The sequence below is a fragment of the Paenibacillus sp. PAMC21692 genome, from assembly GCF_014303795.1.
Taxonomy (GTDB): Bacteria; Bacillota; Bacilli; order Paenibacillales; family Paenibacillaceae; genus Pristimantibacillus; species Pristimantibacillus agaridevorans.
In genome coordinates this window covers 2,137,999-2,160,338 of record NZ_CP060293.1, presented here as the reverse complement: position 1 = coordinate 2,160,338, position 22,340 = coordinate 2,137,999, and the positions used below count along the sequence as shown (strand labels likewise).

The following is a 22,340-nucleotide window of genomic DNA, read 5'->3' as shown; positions in this document are numbered from 1 at the left end:
TGAGGGGAGTGTACTGTAAATGAGCGGTTTTTGTTCAATCGGTCATATTGGATTCCGTCATAAATGACCTATTCCGTCCGCGCTTTTTTCCTGTATTCGCCCGGGGTCAGCCCCTCGGACTTCTTGAATTTCTTAATAAAGCTCGACATATCCTGATAGCCGGCTTCGATAATAATATCTTTAATGGGACGATCGGTTGACAGCATCTCCCGCTTGACCGCCTCAATCCGAAGCTGCTGCACGTATTCCATAAAGGATGTGCCCGTCTGCTCGCGAATTAATCGGCTAATATAGGAAGCGGACACGTCGAATTGCTGGGCCAGCATGTCCAGGCTTAGCTGATCCGACCTGTAGCCCTGATCGATTTGCTGTATAATTTTGGCGCACAGGTCGGCGCGCTTCGTTTGTTTGCCCGCACCCACATGCTCGCAAATACGGACCACAACGATACTCATGCTTTCCCGCAAATCCTCCAAAGTCTGGAACTCCATCATTCGTTTCGTTTCCGGCCAATCCATCCCGGTCTTCAGCGTTCTCATCTCTTTCAGCACGGCATTAACAAGATCGAAGCAAATATAACGAAGCAACAGCACGGACTGCTCCATCTGCGCCATATTGTCCAGCATCGCGTGCAAGGAATCCAGACATACGGCTTGATCCGCCATTCTAAGGCTTTGCGTAAACTTCATCTGGTCGCCCATCGAATATTGGCGATTATGATCCTGGAGCTTCGCGGTATCTTCGAAGAACAGCACATGCCCCTCCGGGAACAACAGACGATATTCAATGGTGGCAAGCCCTTCGATAAACGATTGATTAATGTCGGACAGCTCGCAGCGAGCCGTACCGACGCCGATCAAGGAATGGATGCCGAGCTTCTCTCGCAATAATGCCTGAATGGTGTCGGCAGCCTGCTTCTGATTTGCTCTTGTATCCGCCACAGCTTCCCTAACCGACATGACAAGCGCAATTGCCTGTTCATCCAGCAATTCGATGCCAAAGCCGTTGCTGCCCGGTGCCTCGACCCGATTTAGAACACGGTAAAGCGCTTCGCGGCCGGACGAGTCAACGATCCCATCGCTGTCTTGTCGATAAGAAATGACCATGACGTAATAATATTGGCCTTGAATATGCGGATATAAAGCCGATCCCGCCCCCGTCTCCGCTTCGGAGCCGCTCCCCGTTAATGCCCGATAGAGCATTTGATCGATAACCAAAGGCAGTTGCTGCTCCATATTCGTTTCCAGTTGCAGCGTATAATGATGCAGGTCATCCACCGTTCCGCGAATGAAGTCGAACTCGTTAGAGCTTCTCCGCTCCGATCTTCCCGGCGTGCCCTGATGCTGCAAATGCGCAACAAGCGCGCGGATCGGGCCCGACTTTTTGAAGGAAACGAACCAGGCCGCAACAATGCCGATCACGAGCACCAGCAGCAGCACCAAGCCGGCAATCTGCTTGAACTCGATGACCCGGTACCAGAACTGATCCGTCGGCATTACGATCATGTACGTCCAGCCCGTCAGCTCCGACTTCTCGCTCATGACCGAATAGCTTGTAGAGCCGATTTTACTGATGACCTCGCCCGTCTTGAGCTCGGACTTCTGCATGATGCGCTCCAGCTCCGGAGAGTCCTCCGTCCGCTCGACGGCAAGCACTTCGCCAGCCTCGTTGAGCAAATAGACGGCGCCTTGCACATTGCCCAGCATATTGCTCATCATGCTTGTCAGCATCGATTCGTTGATCAGAAACAGCACCGTGCCATAAGGCTGGCTATTGTTCGGCATAATCGGGAACATATAAGTGAGCAGACGCTCTTCCCGGCTGCCTCTCAGCTGTACCGGAACGGCTGGTTTCAATGTAATCTGGAGACTCGTGGACAGATCGTGCAAAAATGCTTCGCGCTCCGCCTGCGGGAAGGGATACATCTCTTTGGTCAGCACATCAAGCGAAACAACGCCTTCATCGGAATAGATATGATCATCGTTGCGGAAGTAAAGCAATACGCTCTCCAAAATCAAGCTGTTGTCCTTGTATCTGGACAGCTCTTTCACCGTCTCCGCTGCCGAATAGTCGTTCAGCTTAGCCGCATATGGAGTCAGCCGTTGATCAAAGGCCATCTTAGCGGCCATATGCTTTAAGCCGTTAATCTGGCCGTCGAGATAACTTTGCACTTGCTTCAGCTTATAGCTGTTCGCTTGTTCGATCTCATGCTGAACAACCTTCACCGCGTTCATGTATATAAACATACCGAGGATGAGGAAGGGGATGGCAAAGATAAAAACATAGGATATCAAATAATCTCGCCATAACCTGGATTTTTTGTTCATGACTTTCTTGGCCCCTTTTTTTTATTTCTCTATGCTGTTAACGCTTACAAAAAGTAAGTAGAACGATCGCTAGCGCCTTTATCATTTTATATCGATTTAGGGCCGAAAAGTAAATGAGCGATTTTTGACAAATCGGTCATATTCGCTTGAAGCCGATTAACTCCGAATTATAGCCCATACCGGCTCATTCTCGAACGCAAATAAGACACGGAACCGCATTCCGTGTCTTTCCTAAGTTTAACGATTGAAGCATCGCCATGCCGCGTCTTTTATTGCTTTTCTACCGCCGTGCTTCCACGATGCAACTGCTTGTTCATCTCCCGGAATTTTTCGTTATGCGAAGAGACATACGCCATGTCAGGCGCCTCGGCATCGATGTAGCTCATGGCGCTGTTAACGGCGAGCACCGCGTCGGTGAAGGCGCCTGCGATCAGCTTGACCTTGTTGGAGTAGGAGGCGCAATCCCCGGCAGCGAAGATTCCGGGGAGGTTCGTCACAGTCTGGTCGCTGACATGAATCCCATGCTTGCCGATATCCAGCCCCCAGTGCAACAAGTCGCCGTAGCTTCGTGAATAGCCGTGACTAACGACGACGGCATCGACCTCGATCAGCTCCATATCGCCGCTTCCGCCATGCCTGATACTGACCGCGCCTATGGCATCTCCCTCGCCATGCAGCTCATGCAGCTCATAGGGCGTTCGCACGTCCGCCTTCTCCAGCATCCTGGAAACGCTGCGCTCCATGGCGCCGAACTCCTCGCGGCGATGCGCCACGATCACTTGCTTTGCCACATCGACAAGCTCGTTCGCCCAGTCTACGGCGGAGTTCCCTCCGCCGGATATAAGCACTCTCTTGTCTCGGAAGGCTTCCGGATTCTGGACGGTATAATGCAGATTGGTCAACTCGTAGCGGTCCGCGCCCCGGATGTCCAGCTTGGTCATCTCGGTAATGCCCCGCCCGACCGTGATGAGGATCGTCTTCGTATCATGCGTTTCTCCACTATCGGTGCGCAATCGGTAAGCGCCGCCGGGCAGCGACTCCAGTCCGTCGACCCGCTGGCCGAAGACGATCGTCGGATCGAAAGTTCGCGCTTGCTCAGCCAGATGCCTAATTAATTGATCGCAGCGGAGCGGCGGAATGCCGCCGACATCCCAGATCATTTTCTCCGCGTAATGATGCAGGAAACCTCCCAGTTCGTCCTTGCCCTCGATCAGCTTGACCTTCATATCCCGCATGCCCGCATAGAAAGCCGCATACATGCCCGCGGGACCACCGCCGATTATGGTCAGATCATAGAGTTCGCCAGTCTCTTTCGAAGATGGGCCGTTCATGGCTTGATCATCTCGCGAATCTGCTTCATTCCCTCGGTGAAGACGATTGGACCGCCGCGCTCCCATGGATAACTATTCACCTTGTACACCTGGCCCTTCTGAATGGCCGGCACGTTTTTGTACAGCTCATTGCTGAGCAAGTCGTCCACAAGCGCCGCATTTTCGTCGTTCCCTTGCACCAACAGGAAGAGATGCTCCGCTTCCAGACCCGTAAAGCTCTCGAGCGAGAACTGTGCGCCCCATGTGTCCGTAGCGGCATCCTTAACCGGCGTCAGGCCAAGCAGATCGTACAGGATAAAGGAAGCGGAAGAACCGGTTCCCGGACCGCCATACAGCTCCAGCTGATTTTGACGGACCTTGATAAACGCGACGGGTTCGTCTCCGATTGCGTCGGCGACATACGTCTTGGTAATTTCCATTTCCGCATTAAAGGCATCGACGTTGCTCTTAGCCTTCTCCTCCAAATTCAGCAGGCGTCCCATCTCCAGATGCGTCTTCCGCCAGTCGACATCCCATTCGAAGTAGACGGTAGGAGCAATCTTCTGCAGCTCCGTCAGCACCTCGCGGTGATGATAACCGGCAACGAGCAGATCGGGCTCCGCTGCCACGATAGGCTCGAAATCGGTTGATAGCGGGAACGTCCCCATTCCTTCCAATTGATCCGCCAAATAAGGCAGATAGCCGTTAATGTTATCGTCCCTGTCATAAAGCGGAGCGGCGACAGGTTTTAGACCGAGCGCCAGGAAGTGATCGACGTCGTCGTCATACGTCAGTACGATCCGCTCCGGATTGGCCGGAATGTCCACCGTGCCTGCCAGCGTCGTGACAGTGCGCACGGTTGGCGACGGCTCCGGCGTCTCTTCTATAACTTCAGGCGAGGGGCTCGCGCTGCCCGGCGCGGAGCTTCCCTCTCCTCCTTCGTTTGTTGCCTTGTTCTCTCCTCCGCAGGCGGCCAACAGAATCATGATAAGTGCCGACATCGCCAGCAAGAGTCCCCATTTTTGCATTCTCTTCACAACTTTTCTCTCCTCGTCAGTCGATAATGATAATTCTTCTCAACAAGAAGAGTAACGCATTTCCGATGGGAAAGCCATGTACGATTTCCGCAAATTATTTGTGGAATTTTGCAAACAAAGCCAGGATCAGCTTCACGCCCATCGAGTAGGCGATCGGACCGCCCTTCCCCCATGGATAGCGGGGCAGCTCGATTAAACGGGGACCTAACCGTCGTATCCCGGGCTCCTCCAACAACCCGCGATGCACGTCGGCCGAGCCGCTTCGCTGCCCTACGAACAGATAGTCGGCCGGAATCGCGGCCGCTTCCTCCGACGTAACGTAATGCTCCCAGCCGTTGACGCTTACGATCGATGCCGGCGTCAGTCCCAGCTGTTGGTAGAGCAGCCAGCCTCCGTTGCTCATATAAGGACTTACCCTTACGCCTTCCCTTGTCGACTCCAGGAAGAGGAACGTCTTGCTCGCGCATGCAGCGTACATCCGGTCCCTCGCGGAGCGGACGAGCCGGTCGAATTGCGCGATATTTTGCTCAGCGTGGGCTTCCCGTCCCAGCATGGCCGAGAGCTGGCGATGCACGTTGCGCCAGTCTACCTCCCAGCTGTAATAGTGGGTCGGAGCGATGTCGGCAAAGCCGTTCACGCCCCAGCTCTTCATGAAGCGGCCGGCGATAATCAGCTCGGGGGCAAGCTTGCGCAGACGCTCCATGTCGATCGACAGCTCGCAGCCGATATGCGGGAGATGGGCAATGTAAGGCTTCAGATAGGGAATGACCGTCTCTTGCCGATCCGTTTGATGGTCGGCAGGCACGGCTGCGGGGAGCAGGCCAAGCGCGATCAGATGGTCGACCTCGTCCACGTACGTAACCGCGACATTAACAGGCTTCAATATCCTGCCGTTTCGCTCCTTGCCTTGCGTACGCTCTCCTGCCGTACGAAGGTAGACGGAAGGGGAAACTCCGGCAACCTTCTTGAACATCCGGCTAAAATAATATTCATCGCAAAAACCCACCTGCCGCGCAATCTCCCTCAGCGGACCGCCTCCCGGCAAAATGGTTTTGGCCGCTTCAATGCGCGCATGGATTAAATAGTCGCTGGGCAGCACCCCCATCGCGGCCTTGAAATGGCGCGTGAACGTACTGGGATGGAGACCGCACCAGCTAGCCAGCTCGTCCATTCGAATATTGTCCTTATAATGCCGGTCGATATAGGCTGCGCAGCGCCTTACAGCATCCGGCGCCGAATAGGGAGTCCGCTGCATCTTCTGCTCCGACAGAATCGTATACAGCAGTTCCGACAGCGCCAGCTGGCGTTTCCATCCAAACATGCCGTCAGCGTCATTCCCGCCTTCATGCAACCGTTCGATTAGCCTTTCGATCGAGTGCATGTCAGTAACGGACATCGCCCCGCCTCGCGGGAAGTGCGACCATTCGAAGGGCGCAAGCGCCCAGCCCCCCTCCTCTCGTACCGGACGCAGCAGCTTGAAGGCGATGTAATGGACTTCCCAGTCTGCAAGCGCATCAGCCTGTTCGATCATATACATGCCGGGCGTGAGCAGAAGAAGCTGATTGCCGGCAATGGAGATGGGGACATTGTCGACGCTTAATTCGCCACGGCCGTGCTTGATGTACAGCAGGGCGAAAACGCCGACGCGCCTTCTTTTCATTGTGGAGGGCCATTGCCCCGTATAATGAACGGCCCGCCGAAGGAAGACAAGCGGCTGTCCCTCCCCGATCAACAGCTCCTCTCCGGGTGGGACACGAAGCAGGGACGACGATCCATCCATACGTCCGCCCGGGATTCCCCCATAGAGCGAGGGAGCTACCCTGGCAGACTTGGCGCGAGCAGGCTCAAATTCGGGTTTGTTGGACATGGATGTCTCCCTCCTCAGGTCATAACAATGTACTATATTTCCAAATGAAGAATCGGATACGGTCGGCCTTGCGAATCCAACTCGGACCTGCCGACGATCCGGAACCCTCTGTTTGCGTAGAAAGCACAGCCCTGCACGTTCTGCTCGTTCACGTCGACGTATCGCGCTCCCTCGTGCTTGAGAGCGGCCTCCAGCAGCTTTTTGCCTATGCCCCTCCCGCGTTGCTTCGCCTCCACGAACAGCATCTCGATCTTGTCATCCTGCATGCCGACGAAACCGAGCGGCTGCCGGTCTTCTTCATAATAACCATACAGATACTCGATTAGCTGCAAGCCCTGCCGAACCTCGGGTTCAATGGAACGGATCTCTTCAGCGGTCAGAAAATCATGCGTCGCCGCCACGGAGGAATGCCAGACGGCCGTCAGGCGGTCCACGGTTTCGGAGTCGCGAATCCCAATGGCGCGCACTTCTGTCACTGTCGCCTGATTAGAACCCCGCAAAAGAAGCGTCTTCTTCAACTCATCTACGGAATGGCAAATGGTCGTCGGCCCCGCCCCCGTTAACTCCTCCTGGCTGCCATAGCCGAACGTAACTCCGATGGACGATATACCGTTGTTGCGGGCGCCGATGATGTCGTGTTTACGATCGCCAACCATGATCGTCCCCGACTTATCCAGCTTATGTTGTTGCATAATGTACGCGATGAGCTCCGTCTTGTCGGACCGCGTGCCGTCGAGTTCGCTGCCATGAACGGCAGTGAAGTACTTCTCAATCCGGAAGTGCTCCAGGATCCGCCGCGCGAATACGGTCGGCTTGGACGTCGCCAGAATGAGCGAGCGCCCTTGCCGCTGCAACCCGGCCAGCAAGTCTACCATTCCGCCGAATAAAGCATTCTGGAAGATTCCCGTCTCCTTGAAATATTCCCTGTAGTACTCTACGGCCTGCCTGGCGTCCGATTCGCCGAACGCGTACAGCTCCCGGAACGATTGGGCTAGCGGCGGTCCTATAAACGGATCGAGAACATCGAGGTTTTTTTCGTGGATGCCGAATTTGGCCAGCGCGTATTGCACGGACTTCGTAATACCTTCCTTGGGATCCGTTATGGTTCCGTCCAGATCGAACAAGATGTTTTGATATGCCATTCGTTATGCTTCCTTCCCCGCGTTCAGCTTCGAAAAAATAATCGCATCTCTAAAGCTTTCCTTTTTATAATAATACTCCTTCAACGTGCCTTCTTCATAGAAGCCCATCTTCTCCAGCAGTCTTCGGGACCCCGTATTGCCCGGCAGAATGATTGCAGCGATACGGTTCAGCGCCATCTGCCCGTAACCGAAATGCATAATCGCATGCAATGCTTCGGCCATAATCCCTTGCCGCCAGTACTCGGGAGACAGTTCGTAGCCCACCTCGGCTTTGCAATGCTTTTGGGTCCAATTATGGAAGCCGCATGTGCCGATGACCCGATCTTGTGATCGAAGCGTAATTCCCCATCGGACGGCTTGCTGATTGTGGAATCTGTCATGCCAGAACTGAATCAGCTTCTCCGCTTGCTCCAGCTCCGTGAAGCTCTCCACATCGTAATATTCCGTCACCTCGTCCTGAGCGAAGTAATGGAACACATCAGATGCATCCTTTATCCTTAGCGGCCTAAGCCGCAGCCTCGGCGTCTCGATAACGGGGATTTTATTCATGACGTTAACCACCTTTCGTATTAGGGCAAGTTCCACGGAGCTCCTGAACGAGTGTCTAAATTCGCCGGATTTTAACCTAGCTCCTCGTTAGGCGAGCCCTCCCCTTGCTCCCTCTCTCTTCTCTCCTTATCACGATTTCCATCATTAACCTGTTAACCTCCTAAACGGTACATGCGCTTAATATGTTCCGGCACTCCAGTCGTCGTTTTTGCCTCAACCATTGTTTCATCTATATAGATATCGAGATATTCCCAGTACACAATTAACTGATCGTTTTCCTGCACATACAGAAAGTCCATCCAGCCATCGCATACCATTTCCCCCTCTGCGTCGTAAACCGAGATGCTCGAAAAACGGTCTAGCGATCCATCCAGATAATCCATACACTTGCCCTCAATACAACTGTACGACCAATCAAACCTGAGTTCTACAGAAAATGGATGGTAGTGGTTTAAATCAAGAATCAGCTGTCTTTCAACTTCGCACTTAAGCCTGGGGCCCATAGTCATTGCAAGCCCCATTTCATGCCCGAATGGCCGATCCATTTTGCCAATCCCCTCTCGCGACCCTGAATAATCTTCCAAAACCTTCAAGCCGACTATATCACGGTAATTAACTTGTGCATAGGACAACGTAGACGTGACTTTAATAGACAAGGACAGCAATACACATACATCCGAAATAAAGCCGAAACTTCCGCTAAAATATTCCTCGGACAGGCTTGCCGCGTTGATTATAGTAGAAAAATCAGCTTTATTGGCTAGCTGAGAGTAGCTTGAACAATTATGTGCCACACGGGGTGCCGAATCGCCGAATGTAGCTGGAAAACCAGCTATAATGCCGCGCTTCCGCAAGATTGCTGCTGCGCAGACGAATTAGCCCTCGAACCAAAAAAGCCTCTGACATCGTATCAGAAGCTTGAATTATTTCCTATAGACTTGTAGAACTACCCTCTAGTTACTTGTAAATAGAGGGCAGCTGCGCTCTCTTCGTTATCTCCTCGTCTCGGAGGACGGCGGACGGAGCTGCGCCAGGAACGACTTCGGAATATCCGTCTCGAACCGCAGCAGCTCGCCCGTAGTCGGATGGGAGAAAGCCAGCACGCGAGCGTGCAAGCCCAGCCTGCCGAGCACCTTGGACCGGGAGCCGTATTTTTTGTCACCTACGATGGGATGCCCGAGATCCTCCATATGGACGCGAATTTGATTTTTGCGTCCGGTCTCGAGCCGTACCTCCAATAACGTGTAGGCAGTGCCGGCTTGAAGCGTTTTGTAATGCGTCACGGCATGCTGCCCATCGCCTTGCCGCTGGCTGGAGTACATCTTGAGCGTGCTGCTCTCTCGCAGCCAGGACGTTATCGTCCCTTCCGCTTTTTTCACATTGCCTTCGACCAACGCAACATACGAGCGCTCCTTGACGGCTTCCTGCCAAGCGTTCTGAAGCTGCTGCTGGATCCTCTCGCTTTTGGCAAACATCATCACGCCCGACGTGTCTCGATCCAAGCGGTGCACGACGAAGATCCGGCTCTTGGGATCTTTGGCCCGGACATGCGCCATAAGCTGGCGATAAGCGGTGATTTCGTTGTCTTGGCCTGTCGAGATCGACAACAGCCCGGCATCCTTTCGAATGACGATAATATCCTCGTCCTCGTGCAGGATGGCGAGACCGACGAGTGGCGTTTCCTCCACCACTCGCTCCCTGCTGACGGAGACGATCTGCCCGGGCTCAAGGGGATGGTTGTACTCTTTTACGACCGCATTGTCGACCGACACTTGCCCGCGGGCCAACATCGATTTCGCGGAATTGCGGCCAAGCTTGGATGTATGGATGAGAAAAAGCAGCAGCTCCGTCGTTTCCTTCACGGTATACCGGTTGGCATTCGGGCGGCTCGCACTCGGGCGGCCTTCACTCGGACGGCCGGCATTCGGGCGGTCGGCACTCGGGCGACCGGCATTCGAGCGGCTGGCATTCGGACGGCTCGCACTTGGACGGCTGGCACCCTGGCGGTTGGTATTCGGGCGGCTGGCTTTAGGCGGGTTACTTCTGTTCTTCTGCTTCATGGGGGGCCTCCTGCTTCCAAAAAAAACGTTCGTCTTGATTCGTGTCAACTATATCATTTTCGCGCCGCGAATGCTATGGCGGGCTGGCTGGGGCAAGCCATCCGTCCCGGCAAAATCGATGATCCGCCTCCTCCCTTTTAACGCCATGGTTTTCACATATTGTGCCGACATCTGTCGTCGAAAGTCGAATTTTCAATCATTATTCCGATTGTAATGATCATGAATATGCGTATCACGAAATTTTCTCCCTCTCATTATGGAAATCTCCCCCTTCCTGAAATCGTTTCTTCGTCCCATGATAGAAGTTGACCACAATTATTTTGCAAAATGCCAACAAAGGAGGCCGTAACCACTAGACCACAAAACCACAAAACCGCTCCCACTCAATCCTCTCACCTAGATCTTGCGCAAGCCTAAGCATGGCTGCAACATCCTTTCGAAAAAAAACATTCGAGGTGATCTGGTGTATACGTCAAACCGCAAACTGTTCGCGAAGCCGACCGTCCTGTCGTTATGTCTCGCTTTGCTAGTCAGCCTCCTCTACGCCCCCGCCGCCATTAATGCCGCGGACGAACCGCCCGGGCAAGATCCCGCAGCACCGCAAAATCTCCGCATCGTCGACTTGTCCCACAACATGGCAACGTTCGAATGGGACTTCATCGGCAACGATCAGGATCCGCAGCATCCTAACGATATCGACATCTGGGATGCCGATACCAATTCCTATCTGACTTGGGGCAACCGCTGGACGCACGCGTTAGGCGGACTGACGCCCGAGACCACTTACCGCATCTATATTACATGGTACGAACGGCCCGCAACGCTTGCGCATAAGAGCAACGTGCTGGAATTCACGACAACGGCCGACATGAGCGAATACAAGGAAGCGCCGCTGACGCCGCCGCAAAACTTTAAGGTATCCGACATTACGGAAACCGGCATCACCTTCGGCTGGACGACCAGCCCTCAGGCAACGGGTTATGATCTCTACATGGACGGCGACTGGAAGGCCGGCGTATGGAACGGTACGGACAACGCCATGACCTACACGATCCCCGAGGAGAAACGGGTCGCCGGCGCCGCGCTCAACTTCTATCTCGGCGCCCAGGATCCCGCGAACGCGCGAGTGTCCGCGAACAGCAACGAGATCGACCTGATCTGGGGCGAGCTCGCCGCGCCGTCCGATCTGCAAGTCATTACCGCCAACCGCGATACGGTAAATCTCGGCTGGGCGCCCGTTCCCGGCGCGACGTTATACACCGTCTATCAGGGCGGCACGGTTATCGGCACGACATCCGAGCCTCGGCTGACAGCCTCCGGCCTGGCGGAAGGACAGTCCTACGACTTCACGGTGCGGGCCGCGAACCAGCTCTGGGAATCCCCGATCAGCGAGACGCTCTCCGCCGTGCCCGGCGCGGAATACACCAACGTCACGTATTACACGGCCTGGTCGCTATCCGAGCAAGGACGCAACTTCAAGCCGGAGGATGTCGATTACGACAACTTTACCCATATCAATTACGCATTCGCCGATCTGTGCTGGAAGAAATTCGGCTCCGGCGCGACGGCGTGCCAAAACGGGAATATTCCGCTGCAGAGCGACTACGTTCATGACGGCGAAGTGATCCTGGGCGACGCCGACTTTGATCCTAGAAACTTCGCGAGCTTCAAAACCATCAAAGAGGAGAACCCGCACTTAAAGCTGCTTGTATCCGTAGGCGGCTGGTCGTGGTCGAACAATTTCTCGCCCGTAGCCGCAACGGAGCTGACCAGACGCACGTTCGCGAACTCAGCCGTGAATTTCATCCGGGAATATGGCCTCGACGGCCTCGACATCGACTGGGAGTACCCCGTGGAGGGCGGCGAAGAGGATAACGCGCACTCTCCCGAGGACAACGTCAATTTCACCTTGCTCATGAAGACGATACGCGAAGCGTTCGACGCCGCCGGCTCCGAGGACGGTCGTTATTATTTGCTCACCATCGCGTCCGGCCAAGGCGACAACTTCGTCGTGAACGCGGATCTGGCGAACTCTTCCGCCTATCTGGACTATATCAACATCATGACCTACGACTACAGCGGCAACTGGGAGCTGTTCGCGCATCATAACGCTCCGCTCTATCATGACGGCAGCCATCCCATGGATTACGCGGCTCGCAACAACGTAAGCGGCGGCGCGGTCGGACATTTAAACGGCGGCGTTCCGGCCGAGAAGCTTGTGCTGGGCATTCCGTTCTACGGCAAGGGCTGGGCGGGCTGCTCGGACGGAGGCCAGTACGGCACCTGCACGACTATTCCAAGCGGCACCTGGGAAGCCGGCGTCTTCGACGTAGCGGACTTGGAGAACAATTACGCCGGCAAAAACGGTTACGAGAAACACTGGAACGCCGCGTCCAAAACAGCCTACCTCTGGAACGAGGAGAATGGCACGTTCATTACCTACAACGACGATACATCCATGAAATACAACGCCTCCCTCGTTAAATCTCTGAATCTCGCTGGCGTCATGAGTTGGGAAGTGAGCGGCGACCGCAACCGCACGCTGCAAAATCAGCTGGCGCATGATCTTCCCCTAGACGGGACGGCGAACGCGGAAGCGCTCCCGGCGCCGGCCGGACTTGCGATTGCGGGCAAAAGCAGCAGTCACGCGCAATTAAAGTGGAACTCCGTCAATGAAGCCGACGGTTACGAGATTTTCGTGAACCGCAAATATATCGACGCGACGGAAGGCACATCCTTCAATCTTGAAGGCCTGTCGGCAAGCACGAGCTATTCCGTCTATGTCCTCGCCGTTTCTAAGGATGGGGAGAGCATCGGAGAAGTATCCCCCGCAAGCGTGATAACCGTTACGACGGATGCTCCTGTCTCCTACGTGCCGCCCGCGCCGCCAGTCAAGGATAAGAACGAGCTCGACGGCAGCGTATCGAAGCAGAACGGCAAGCTGACGATCTCGGTACAGGAATATCTTGCTCTTAATACCATCAAGGGTAACAAATCCGCTGCATTTAAAATAACGGCCGACGCCGCGGCGGACAGCGTGGAGGTGCTTCTGCCGAAAGCCGTCGCGGAGGCGATTGCCGACAAAGGCGAAGACGCGGGGCTGACGATCATTTGGGGCGGCGTCGCCTATGCCATACCCGCCAGCGCACTGCAGCATGGAGCGGATATTCGCATCACGCTTGCCCCGCCAGCCGGAGACGCAGCGGGAAGCATCGAAGAAGACGCGAAAGCCGCTGGCATCACGCTTCTCGCGGAGCCGATCGACTTCATCATTGCGGCTAAGAAGGATGATGGCCAGTATGAGGAAATAACCGACTTCGGCGGCAGCTTGTTGAAGCGAAGCTTCACGCTGGATGGCGCGGACGCGGACGGCCACAGACTCATCGGCGTTCTCTACTTGCCGGAGAGCGGACAATTCCGTCCCGTCGCCACTACTGCGACGGAGAATGAGGACGGCACGATTACGGTGGAGCTGACTCGTGACGGCAACAGCATCTACACCGTAGCCGTAACCGGCTTCGAATTCGAGGACGTCGCCATGGACTGGGCCCGAGACGCTATTGAGCTTGCGACGGCGAGTCTGCTTATCGCCGGCAAGAGCGAGACGAGATTCGGAGCGGCGGATGCAATTACCCGCGCCGAATTCGTCTCCATGATCACAAGAGCGCTCGGCATACTGCCGAGTCAAGGGGAAATCGTCTTTGGCGACGTAGATCCGGACTCCGCATTCGCCGGCGACATTGCCGCCGCTGCAGCGGCGGGGCTGATCGCTGGCAAGTCGGACGGCGTCTTCGATCCGAACGGCAACATCACGCGCCAAGACATGGCCGTCGTGCTGGGACGGGCGCTTTCCTTCGCGGGACTCGAGGGCAGCGCAGATGCCGCCCGACTGGATCGCTTCGGCGACCGCGACGCTATCGCGGGATATGCTCGAGATGCGGCCGCATGGCTTGCGCAGCTGGGCATTCTGAGAGGCGTCTCCGGGACGGCGTTCAGTCCAACGACGAACGTCACCAGGGCACAGGCGACCGTGGCCGTCATTCGAATGCTGGAGAGCTTGTAGTAGCTCACGACGGCAGATTCATCTTCTTAAAATGTAGCGTACCTTGATCGAAATCATTAAAAAACTTAAAAAAAGCGGTGCCAGGAGACTATCCCTGCACCGCTTTTTTTGATTTACAGCAGTCTCCGACCAGCCGCACTCGTCCATAATCAACAGGTACATAACGTTTGTTGACTATAGTATCAAGTTTGTTGTCTAGAAGCATCGAATCCATCCATTATACAATAGGGGGCAAGCAGGAGAAACACCGGAAGGAGCGACAGACATGAGTATGGCAACCGAACGCCACGACAAAAGAAAGCGCTCGCAATTTCGTTGGCGCAAGCAGGATACGGAACTGACCCTCTTGGCACTGCCCACGACGATTTGGTACCTATTGTTCTGTTTCCTGCCTATGTTTGGAATCATTATCGCCTTCAAGAACTTCAGGATTAGCGGCGGCTTCTTGAGCAACGTATTTAACAGCCCTTGGGTCGGCTTCAAAAACTTCGAGTTTTTATTTACGTCGAACGACGCTTGGATCATTATTCGAAATACGATCGGATACAACATTATTTTTATCGTTCTGGGCATCGTGCTTCCCGTTCTATTTGCGATTATGATCGGCCTGCTCCACAATCGCAAAGCAAGCAAAATCTATCAGACCATGATGTTCCTCCCCTACTTCCTATCTTGGGTTGTCGTATCCGCCGTAGGCTGGGCGTTCCTCAGTTTCGATAAAGGGATTCTCAACCAAATACTTGCGAGTGCAGGCAGCGATCCCGTTAACTGGTACATGGAACCGGCATACTGGCCGTACTTTCTGATTCTGCTTCATGTTTGGAAGGGCTTAGGTTATGGCATGGTCATTTATTTGGCAACGATCACAAGCCTTGACAGCACCTATTATGAAGCGGCCGTGATTGATGGCGCATCCATTTGGCAGCAGACGAGGTACATTACGTTGCCGATGCTCAAGCTCGTTATCGTCATGCTGTTCATTTTGGCGGTCGGACGTATCTTCTACACCGATTTTGGCCTGTTCTACCAGGTCACGCGAGATTCCAATTCGCTGTTCAACGTGTCTACCACAATCGATGTCATGGTATACAAACAACTCAAGTCCGCTACCTTGGGGATGGCAGCTTCTGCCGCATTCGTGCAGTCCGTTCTGGGTTGCGCAACGATTTTGGCCGCTAATTGGATCGTGCGTAAAATTGATCCGGATAGCGCGATGATGTAAGGGGGTAAGACATTGTCGACGAGAACGACTTACGAAACGGGCCTTGAAAAATTCAACCGTACCAGCAAAGCCGTAGACATCCTCTTTAACCTGAACTTTATCATCTTGGCGCTGCTCTGCGTCATACCCGTCATTGTTGTTTTATCCATCTCCCTTTCCAGCGAAAATTCCATACGCGAGTCGGGCTACCACTTGTTTCCGGTTGCCATGTCGGGAGAGGCCTACGCCTTTGTCGTACAGCAAGGAACCATGATTCTGCGGGCTTTCGGCGTATCCGCGCTAGTTACCGTGGCAGGCACCGTGATTGGCGTATTGCTTACCACCACCATGGGCTATGCGCTTTCACGCCCCTCCTACAAGCTGCGCGGCTTCCTGACTTGGGTTGTCTTTATCCCCATGATATTTAATGGCGGCCTGGTATCCAGCTACTTCATCAACACAAATTTATTAGGGCTAAAAGATAGCGTCTGGGCACTTATTTTGCCGCTGGCCGTGTCGTCGTTCAACGTGATCATATGCAAAACCTTCTTTAAAAGCACGATTCCCGACGGACTGGTCGAATCTGCCGAAATAGACGGCGCGAGCCAACAGCGGATCTTCTTTTCCATCATCCTTCCGATTTCCTTGCCGGTCATTGCTACCATCGGACTGTTCCTCTGCTTCTCTTATTGGAATGATTGGTTCCAATCGATGCTCTATATCGACAACCAGAACCTCTATTCTCTGCAGGCGCTGTTAAATAGCTTGATGAGCAATGTGGACGCGCTTGCCAAAAATGCCGCGAGCATGGGCGTCAGCTACGCCGTGCTTGTCGCAACGATGCCGAAGGAATCCGCGCGCATGGCCGTAGCCATTATCATCGTTTTGCCTGTAGCCTTCGCCTACCCGTTCTTTCAGAAATATTTTATTTCCGGACTAACGATCGGCGCCGTCAAAGGATGAGAAATAAACCACATCATTGAGACGCCTCGATAGAGGATTTCTCATAGATCAACGCACGACCGTTACAGCCATACCACTTCCAAAAGGGGGAAATGAAATGAAGAAGTCTTGGAAGCTCGTCTCTACGCTTTGCATTCTCACGTTGCTGGTGGCCGCCTTGGCAGCCTGCTCCGGCTCGAACACGCCTTCCGCAACAAAAGAACCGCAGTCTGCCACGGACGCGCCTAAGAAAACCGAAGCGCCCAGCAAGGAAATTCCGACATTGGTCTGGTGGCTCATTGGCGGCCAAGTCCCTAACAACTTCGACAAAGCCGTCGATGCCATGAATGCGTACACGGCCGAAAAAATCGGCGTAAAAATCGATATCAAAGTAGCCAGCTGGGGCGAATGGGATACCAAAATAAACACCATCGTGAATACGGGCGAACCCTTTGACATCATGTTCACAAACAGCGGCAAATACAGCAAACAGGTGGCTATGGGGGCTTTTGCCGATATCACGGATCTGGTTCAGAGCGAAACGCCCGACTTATATAAATTGATTCCCGAAAAGGTATGGGACGGCACGAAAATCGGCGGCAAATATTATTCCGTTCCAACCTATAAGGACTCATCGCTAACGCAATATTGGGTGTACGACGATAAGTACGTGCAAAAATACAATATCGATATTAACAGCATCAAAACGCTGCAGGACCTTGACGGGCCGCTGCGCAGCATGAAGTCTGGCGAAGGCAAAAGCTTCTACCCGTTGCCAATGACGCAAGGCGAAGGCTTAAACGGATTTTTTAACACTTATGACGATTTAACGCTGGGCTTCGCTCCAATTGGTGTAAGAACAGACGATGAATCGCGCACGGTCGTCTCCGTTCTCGAGCAGCCTGACATTATGGCCAATTTAAAGCTCCTGCATCAATGGTATCAAGATGGCATTATCAACCCGGATGCTCCGACCAAAACCGAAAATGACAAAGGCAGAGCATTTTTTGCCGCTCAGGCTTTCCCTGGTGCAGAAGTAAGCTGGCAAATCAATGATGCCGTAGAAAAGTATAGTATGGTTCAGCACTTCGGGCCGATCTATACAACGAGCACGATCCAAGGCTCCCTGAACGCGATTTCCGCCAATTCGAAATACAAAAAAGAAGCTCTGAAGTACCTCGAATTGGTCAATACGGATCCAAAATTGCGCAATATGCTGGCCTTCGGCGAGTTGGACGTAGACTATAAAAACGTAAATGGCGAGAAGGTAATCGAGCGCATTTCGGATACTTGGCCGCTGGCTGCTTACTCCCAAGGCACATTCTTTAACCTGGCGGTTACCAAAGGCGCTCCCGAGGATCAATGGGATCAGGTTAAAAAGCTGAACGATGCGGCGATATCTTCCACTGTACTCGGGTTCGCGCTGGACATCAGCAATATTCAGACCGAGTTGGCGAATTCCCAAGCGGTATGGGATAAATACAAATATGAACTCATTACGGGCGCATCCGACCCGGAGAAAATGATTCCAAAGATTACTGCGGAATTAAAGTCCGCCGGCATGGACACGATTATGAAAGCCGCTCAAGAGCAAATTAACGCCTACTTCAAATAAATAAAAAAATAAGCATCTCATATGAAGACACACTTTGTATGGGATGCTTGTTTCTTGTTTATCTTGCTGTCTATGAAGCTTTCGCCAATCATGATAAAGTAGTAGGGTAATTACCTGCTTCCTTTGAGCTGCCGCAATCGAGGTGTTCTATGGGCTCTTTTCTGCAAATAAAAATTTATCGTTACAAGTTTATTGCCTATGTCATCTTCGTCGTGATCATTGGTCTTACGCTTGGCCTTCTGACCTGCGCAATGCTGCTGAATCAATGGATCGGCGATGCCCGGTTAGAAGCCGCTAATGCTTTCGCGAGCGTAGAGAACGAGCTCCAGTATGATGCCGACCGTATCGAGGCCTACATGCAGCGCATCTACTCCAATCATAGTCTGATGGAAGATGCGCGCAGCTTTTTAAGCAGCAGCGTCGAAGGCTATTTAACCGACAGTCTGCAAAACAGCCAATTCTCGCAGCCTTGGGTATCCTTTCCGGAGGATATTAAAACCTACCTGTACCACTGGGCGCAAGGCGGGATCACGCAGGTGAGTCTGCATACGAACCAATACGGCAATGTCGTACGCTTTAGCGATAACGGAATCGCAAGCTACAAGTTCGGTATTCCCAATACGGACGAAGCTTTTCGCGATACCCTTTTAAAGGGATTCGTATACCGCAAAAAATTATCGGATCCGGCACAGGGCTCCAAAGAATTAGGGGAGCTTCGTTTCTTGGTCAGCAGCGATCAAATTTTTAAATCCGTAGCCAATTATCGTTTGGGGAAGGCCGCTGCAGTCAGCGCTTCCCGCGAGATCTACCTGATCGGCAACGAACAGGACCAAGAGTTAAAGGAATTATCCCGTCTAGCAGCGGCGAACGGTCCCGGTCATGGTTATATCTCGCAAGGATTTTTAGATCATAACTTTTTTATCGCCTTTACGTCCACCAAGTTCAATTTCAAATTCGTAAGCATCGTCGATTTATCTATGCTCATCAGGCAGCATGCCAACATGCTGATTACCGTCTTTCTGATCGTCTTAACGACCATGATCAGCGTACTGCTGCTCATCGTGTATAATCTGCGAGATGATTCCCGCTTCTTGCACCGTATCATTCAATCGATCGGACGCGTAAAAACGGCCAATTTCACCCCCAATCGCCCTGCCCGTTACCGTCGCAACGAATACGGCATGATCGCAAGGGAATTAGACGATATGATTCAACAATTGGATAAACATATCCGCAATGAATATTTGTTAAAGCTCAAACAGCAAGAAACCGAAATGAAAGCGCTTCAGAACCAAATCAATCCTCATTTTCTCTATAATACGTTAGAGGTTATCCGTTCTACCGCCCTTGTTAATCAAGACAGGGACACCGCCGATGCCATCGCCACGCTAGGAGCGCTCTTTCGCGAAATTGTCAAAAAGGAAAATATCATCCCGATTGCAAGCGAACTCGAATTGTTGCAGAAATACTTGGAAATTATGGAGTTTAAGTATCCGGGACGGTTTTTTTATCAAGTTAATGTAGACCAGGCCTTGCTCTCGATCCCTACCGTAAAATTTTGGATGCAGCCATTGGCCGAAAACTTTTTCGTCCATGGCTTTAACGCCGGCAGCGAGTTTAACTTGTATGTCGTTAACGGCTGGGAAGCTGAAGAACATTATATATTGGAGTTCGTGGATAACGGGCACGGTATTCATGCGGACCGACTGCATGCGGTTCAAAAAACGCTTTCGAGCCATGACGATCCTTCTTCCGACAGTATCGGTTTACGCAACGTCTATACAAGGCTTCACTTCTTTTATGGCAAAAGCTTTTCTATCGAAATCGAAAATAACGAGGAAGCTGGCGTTAAAATTTCCGCACGGATTTCAAAAGAGGTGATCGAACATGTACAAACTGTTGATTATCGATGACGAACCTCAGATTTTGGAGGGAATGAAGCGTATCTTGGACTGGAAGCAATACGGGTTCAGTCGGATCGATACATGCGAATCCACGGAGGCAGCCATGTCCATGGTTGTGGATGTGCAGCCGGATGTCGCTATTTTTGATGTGTGCATTGGCAAAAATCTTGGTTATGAAGCGATCTTCCGACTCAATGAGCTCCAAATCCCAACCAAATATGTCATCATGAGCGGGTATAGCGAATTCACGTATGCCCAAGAAGCGATTCGTTGCGGCGTCAAAGACTACTTGCTCAAGCCCGTAGACCGTACAAAGCTGCAGCGAGTGATAGAAAAAATCATCGTCGAGGATCTCCATGGCACGATCGGCAATGCAAGAAACGAAAGCTTGAACAAGGATCCCGTGCTAGGAGTAAGCTATGACAGCTTATCAAAGCTGCTCAACCGCATTCTGTTGATGATTAAAACGGAGTATACGCAAAATATTACCTTAAAATCGATCGCGGAGCGCTTTCAGATGAACAGCACATATCTTGGACAATTATTTCTCAAAGAATCCGAAATGAAATTTTCGGAATATCTTATGGCTTACCGAATGCTCCTCGCGCAAGAACGAATTCAAGCGTCGGATGAAAAGATCTCTTCTATCGCGCTTTCCGTCGGCTATAACAATCTCAATTATTTCTATATGCACTTTCATAGCTATTTTGGAAAATCTCCCACGGATCTGCGGGGAAAAGGTTAACGACGAGCTTGGCGGAAAGGAGATTATCGATGCTCACGCACTCTACCCGCAAATGTATGTTGACAATCAGTCTTATCCTGCTGCTTGCAGCGTATACGACCGGTTGCTCCAGGCAGTCTGGCAGATACTACGATCACTATGACGGCGAAACCGTTAATCTGATTTATTACACGATTGGCGAACCCGACAAGGATCTAAAGCTCGTAAACGATAAAATAAACGAAATCATGGCACGCAAAATCGGCGTGACGATCACTTATATCAAGATTGGTTGGCAGGAGTATGAAGAACGGTTGAACACGCTTATATCCGCCGGGTCGCCTTTCGACATCGCTTTTGCGCCCAACTATGCGGCTACCGCCATGCGCGGCGCATGGTTAAAGCTTGACGACTATCTCGCAAGCCTGGGCAAGGATTTGTACGACACCATAGACCCTACCTTTTGGCAAGGAGCGCAAATGAACGACGGAGGCATCTACGGCGTGCCGACCAATAAAGAACTGGCCGTCCGCGACCATTGGATGTACCCCGCTTCCATCGTAAAAAAATACGATATCGACATTACGAAGTACAATACGCTGGAATCGCTTGAACCTTTGCTCCGGATGATACAGCAAAATGAACCTGAATATCTCCCCATGGAGCTGGATCGGGATTCGCACAATTTCTTTGCTCTCTATGGCTACGAATATGTCATGAACCATAAAATTCCCTTAATGGTGAAATCGCTGGATCCTAACGCCGAGGTCGTAAATATCTTCGAAACAAAGGAAGCACGGCAGGTTTTGGATACGTTGCGGCGTTATTATAAAGAGGGTTTTATTAACAAAGACGCGGCTCTCCGGGAGCCTGGCGGACTTAAGCGCGGGGAAAAAGTGTTTTGGAAATCCTCCGGCGGCGGGCCGCTCTCGGAGACTACCTGGAGCAAGGATCGCGGCTACAAGGTTGTATCGAATCCCGTAACACCCAGCGTCGTCACGACAGAGGCGGTACGAGGAGGCATCATGGCCGTCAATGCAAACACCAAACATCCCGTTGAAAGCATCCAGTTTCTCAATCTGCTCAATACCGATCCCGAAATAAGAAACTTATTTAATTACGGGATCGAAGGGGTGCATTACAGACTCAATGAACAAGGGCAAGCGATCCCGATTCCCGGCAGGGACAGCCATGGCAACCCGATTCCGGATGCGCCGGCGAGCTATGCGGGAGTTCAATATACGCAGGGCAACTGGTTTATCCTGAGAACCATGGGGGGCGATAGTCCGGAACCACTCGATAAATGGGACCAATTTCGTGAGTACAATGCCGAAACCGTCAAGTCTGCCGTGCTCGGCTTTACTCCCGATCTATCCAAGCTGACCGTCCAAATTGAAAACATCGAAGGGGTATGGAGGAAATATTATTCCAGTCTAATGACCGGTACCGTCGATGTCGACTCGATCCTCCCCAAGTTTAACGAGGAGCTAAAGCAAGCAGGCATCGAAGAGGTAAGGTTGAACGTACAGAAGCAGCTGAATGCGCGGCCTACAAACACCTGAAGGTGATTCCAAAATCCGAAACGCCGAGTACGCTTGC

Annotated in this window: 15 protein-coding genes; 7 read left to right on the top strand and 8 right to left on the bottom strand. The window is 52.5% G+C overall.

Annotation, left to right across the window (positions count from 1 at the left end):
* Nucleotides 1-68: 68 nt before the first annotated feature.
* From H7F31_RS08600 to H7F31_RS08565, 8 genes are all read right to left on the bottom strand, one after another.
* On the bottom strand, nucleotides 69-2,327 hold the full coding sequence (locus H7F31_RS08600) for a helix-turn-helix domain-containing protein (RefSeq protein WP_187103806.1): 2,259 nt from the start codon (nucleotides 2,325-2,327) through the stop codon (nucleotides 69-71).
* A 269-nt stretch (nucleotides 2,328-2,596) separates the two neighbouring features.
* The gene (locus tag H7F31_RS08595) at nucleotides 2,597-3,658 is read right to left on the bottom strand and encodes an NAD(P)/FAD-dependent oxidoreductase (RefSeq protein ID WP_187103805.1); all 1,062 of its coding nucleotides are present in this window, start codon (nucleotides 3,656-3,658) and stop codon (nucleotides 2,597-2,599) included.
* Nucleotides 3,655-4,665: an ABC transporter substrate-binding protein gene (locus tag H7F31_RS08590; RefSeq protein WP_261800490.1), complete on the bottom strand. Its 1,011-nt coding sequence runs from the start codon at nucleotides 4,663-4,665 to the stop codon at nucleotides 3,655-3,657. The genes H7F31_RS08595 and H7F31_RS08590 overlap by 4 nt, the downstream gene beginning before the upstream one ends.
* A 103-nt stretch (nucleotides 4,666-4,768) precedes the next feature.
* The gene (locus H7F31_RS08585) at nucleotides 4,769-6,541 is read right to left on the bottom strand and encodes a helix-turn-helix domain-containing protein (protein WP_187103803.1); all 1,773 of its coding nucleotides are present in this window, start codon (nucleotides 6,539-6,541) and stop codon (nucleotides 4,769-4,771) included.
* Between the two features lie 32 nt (nucleotides 6,542-6,573).
* Nucleotides 6,574-7,683, bottom strand: coding sequence for a GNAT family N-acetyltransferase (locus H7F31_RS34460; protein ID WP_187103802.1), 1,110 nt, complete (start codon nucleotides 7,681-7,683; stop codon nucleotides 6,574-6,576).
* Between the two features lie 3 nt (nucleotides 7,684-7,686).
* On the bottom strand, nucleotides 7,687-8,232 hold the full coding sequence (locus tag H7F31_RS08575) for a GNAT family N-acetyltransferase (protein WP_187103801.1): 546 nt from the start codon (nucleotides 8,230-8,232) through the stop codon (nucleotides 7,687-7,689).
* 152 nt (nucleotides 8,233-8,384) lie between these two features.
* On the bottom strand, nucleotides 8,385-9,086 hold the full coding sequence (locus H7F31_RS08570) for a hypothetical protein (protein ID WP_187103800.1): 702 nt from the start codon (nucleotides 9,084-9,086) through the stop codon (nucleotides 8,385-8,387).
* A 138-nt stretch (nucleotides 9,087-9,224) separates the two neighbouring features.
* Nucleotides 9,225-10,292 carry an RluA family pseudouridine synthase gene (locus H7F31_RS08565; protein WP_187103799.1) on the bottom strand — a complete coding sequence of 356 codons (1,068 nt, stop codon included), beginning with the start codon at nucleotides 10,290-10,292 and terminating at the stop codon, nucleotides 9,225-9,227.
* Between the two features lie 463 nt (nucleotides 10,293-10,755).
* Between H7F31_RS08565 and H7F31_RS08560 the strand changes: the two genes are divergently transcribed.
* From H7F31_RS08560 to H7F31_RS08530, 7 genes are all read left to right on the top strand, one after another.
* Nucleotides 10,756-14,355, top strand: a complete 3,600-nt coding sequence (locus tag H7F31_RS08560; RefSeq protein ID WP_261800354.1) for a glycosyl hydrolase family 18 protein — start codon at nucleotides 10,756-10,758, stop codon at nucleotides 14,353-14,355.
* A 265-nt stretch (nucleotides 14,356-14,620) separates the two neighbouring features.
* The gene (locus H7F31_RS08555; RefSeq protein WP_187103798.1) at nucleotides 14,621-15,577 is read left to right on the top strand and encodes an ABC transporter permease; all 957 of its coding nucleotides are present in this window, start codon (nucleotides 14,621-14,623) and stop codon (nucleotides 15,575-15,577) included.
* A 12-nt stretch (nucleotides 15,578-15,589) separates the two neighbouring features.
* Nucleotides 15,590-16,519, top strand: coding sequence for a carbohydrate ABC transporter permease (locus H7F31_RS08550; protein ID WP_187103797.1), 930 nt, complete (start codon nucleotides 15,590-15,592; stop codon nucleotides 16,517-16,519).
* Nucleotides 16,520-16,616: 97 nt separating this feature from the next.
* Nucleotides 16,617-18,113, top strand: a complete 1,497-nt coding sequence (locus H7F31_RS08545) for an ABC transporter substrate-binding protein (RefSeq protein ID WP_187103796.1) — start codon at nucleotides 16,617-16,619, stop codon at nucleotides 18,111-18,113.
* 149 nt (nucleotides 18,114-18,262) lie between these two features.
* The gene (locus tag H7F31_RS08540; RefSeq protein ID WP_187103795.1) at nucleotides 18,263-20,026 is read left to right on the top strand and encodes a sensor histidine kinase; all 1,764 of its coding nucleotides are present in this window, start codon (nucleotides 18,263-18,265) and stop codon (nucleotides 20,024-20,026) included.
* Nucleotides 20,001-20,762, top strand: coding sequence for a response regulator transcription factor (locus H7F31_RS08535; protein WP_187103794.1), 762 nt, complete (start codon nucleotides 20,001-20,003; stop codon nucleotides 20,760-20,762). Before H7F31_RS08540 ends, H7F31_RS08535 begins: the two co-directional genes overlap by 26 nt.
* Before the next feature lie 29 nt (nucleotides 20,763-20,791).
* Nucleotides 20,792-22,303 (top strand): ABC transporter substrate-binding protein, encoded by a 1,512-nt coding sequence (locus H7F31_RS08530; RefSeq protein WP_187103793.1) that lies wholly within the window; start codon nucleotides 20,792-20,794, stop codon nucleotides 22,301-22,303.
* Nucleotides 22,304-22,340 lie beyond the last annotated feature (37 nt).

What these genes read in the sequence shown, in the direction of transcription:
- H7F31_RS08600 (WP_187103806.1), bottom strand. Translation starts at nt 2,327, where the DNA reads ATGAACAAAAAATCCAGGTTATGGCGAGATTATTTGATATCCTATGTT.
- H7F31_RS08595 (WP_187103805.1), bottom strand. Translation starts at nt 3,658, where the DNA reads ATGAACGGCCCATCTTCGAAAGAGACTGGCGAACTCTATGATCTGACC.
- H7F31_RS08590 (WP_261800490.1), bottom strand. Translation starts at nt 4,665, where the DNA reads ATGCAAAAATGGGGACTCTTGCTGGCGATGTCGGCACTTATCATGATT.
- H7F31_RS08585 (WP_187103803.1), bottom strand. Translation starts at nt 6,541, where the DNA reads ATGTCCAACAAACCCGAATTTGAGCCTGCTCGCGCCAAGTCTGCCAGG.
- H7F31_RS34460 (WP_187103802.1), bottom strand. Translation starts at nt 7,683, where the DNA reads ATGGCATATCAAAACATCTTGTTCGATCTGGACGGAACCATAACGGAT.
- H7F31_RS08575 (WP_187103801.1), bottom strand. Translation starts at nt 8,232, where the DNA reads ATGAATAAAATCCCCGTTATCGAGACGCCGAGGCTGCGGCTTAGGCCG.
- H7F31_RS08565 (WP_187103799.1), bottom strand. Translation starts at nt 10,292, where the DNA reads ATGAAGCAGAAGAACAGAAGTAACCCGCCTAAAGCCAGCCGCCCGAAT.
- H7F31_RS08555 (WP_187103798.1), top strand. Translation starts at nt 14,621, where the DNA reads ATGAGTATGGCAACCGAACGCCACGACAAAAGAAAGCGCTCGCAATTT.
- H7F31_RS08545 (WP_187103796.1), top strand. Translation starts at nt 16,617, where the DNA reads ATGAAGAAGTCTTGGAAGCTCGTCTCTACGCTTTGCATTCTCACGTTG.
- H7F31_RS08540 (WP_187103795.1), top strand. Translation starts at nt 18,263, where the DNA reads ATGGGCTCTTTTCTGCAAATAAAAATTTATCGTTACAAGTTTATTGCC.
- H7F31_RS08535 (WP_187103794.1), top strand. Translation starts at nt 20,001, where the DNA reads ATGTACAAACTGTTGATTATCGATGACGAACCTCAGATTTTGGAGGGA.
- H7F31_RS08530 (WP_187103793.1), top strand. Translation starts at nt 20,792, where the DNA reads ATGCTCACGCACTCTACCCGCAAATGTATGTTGACAATCAGTCTTATC.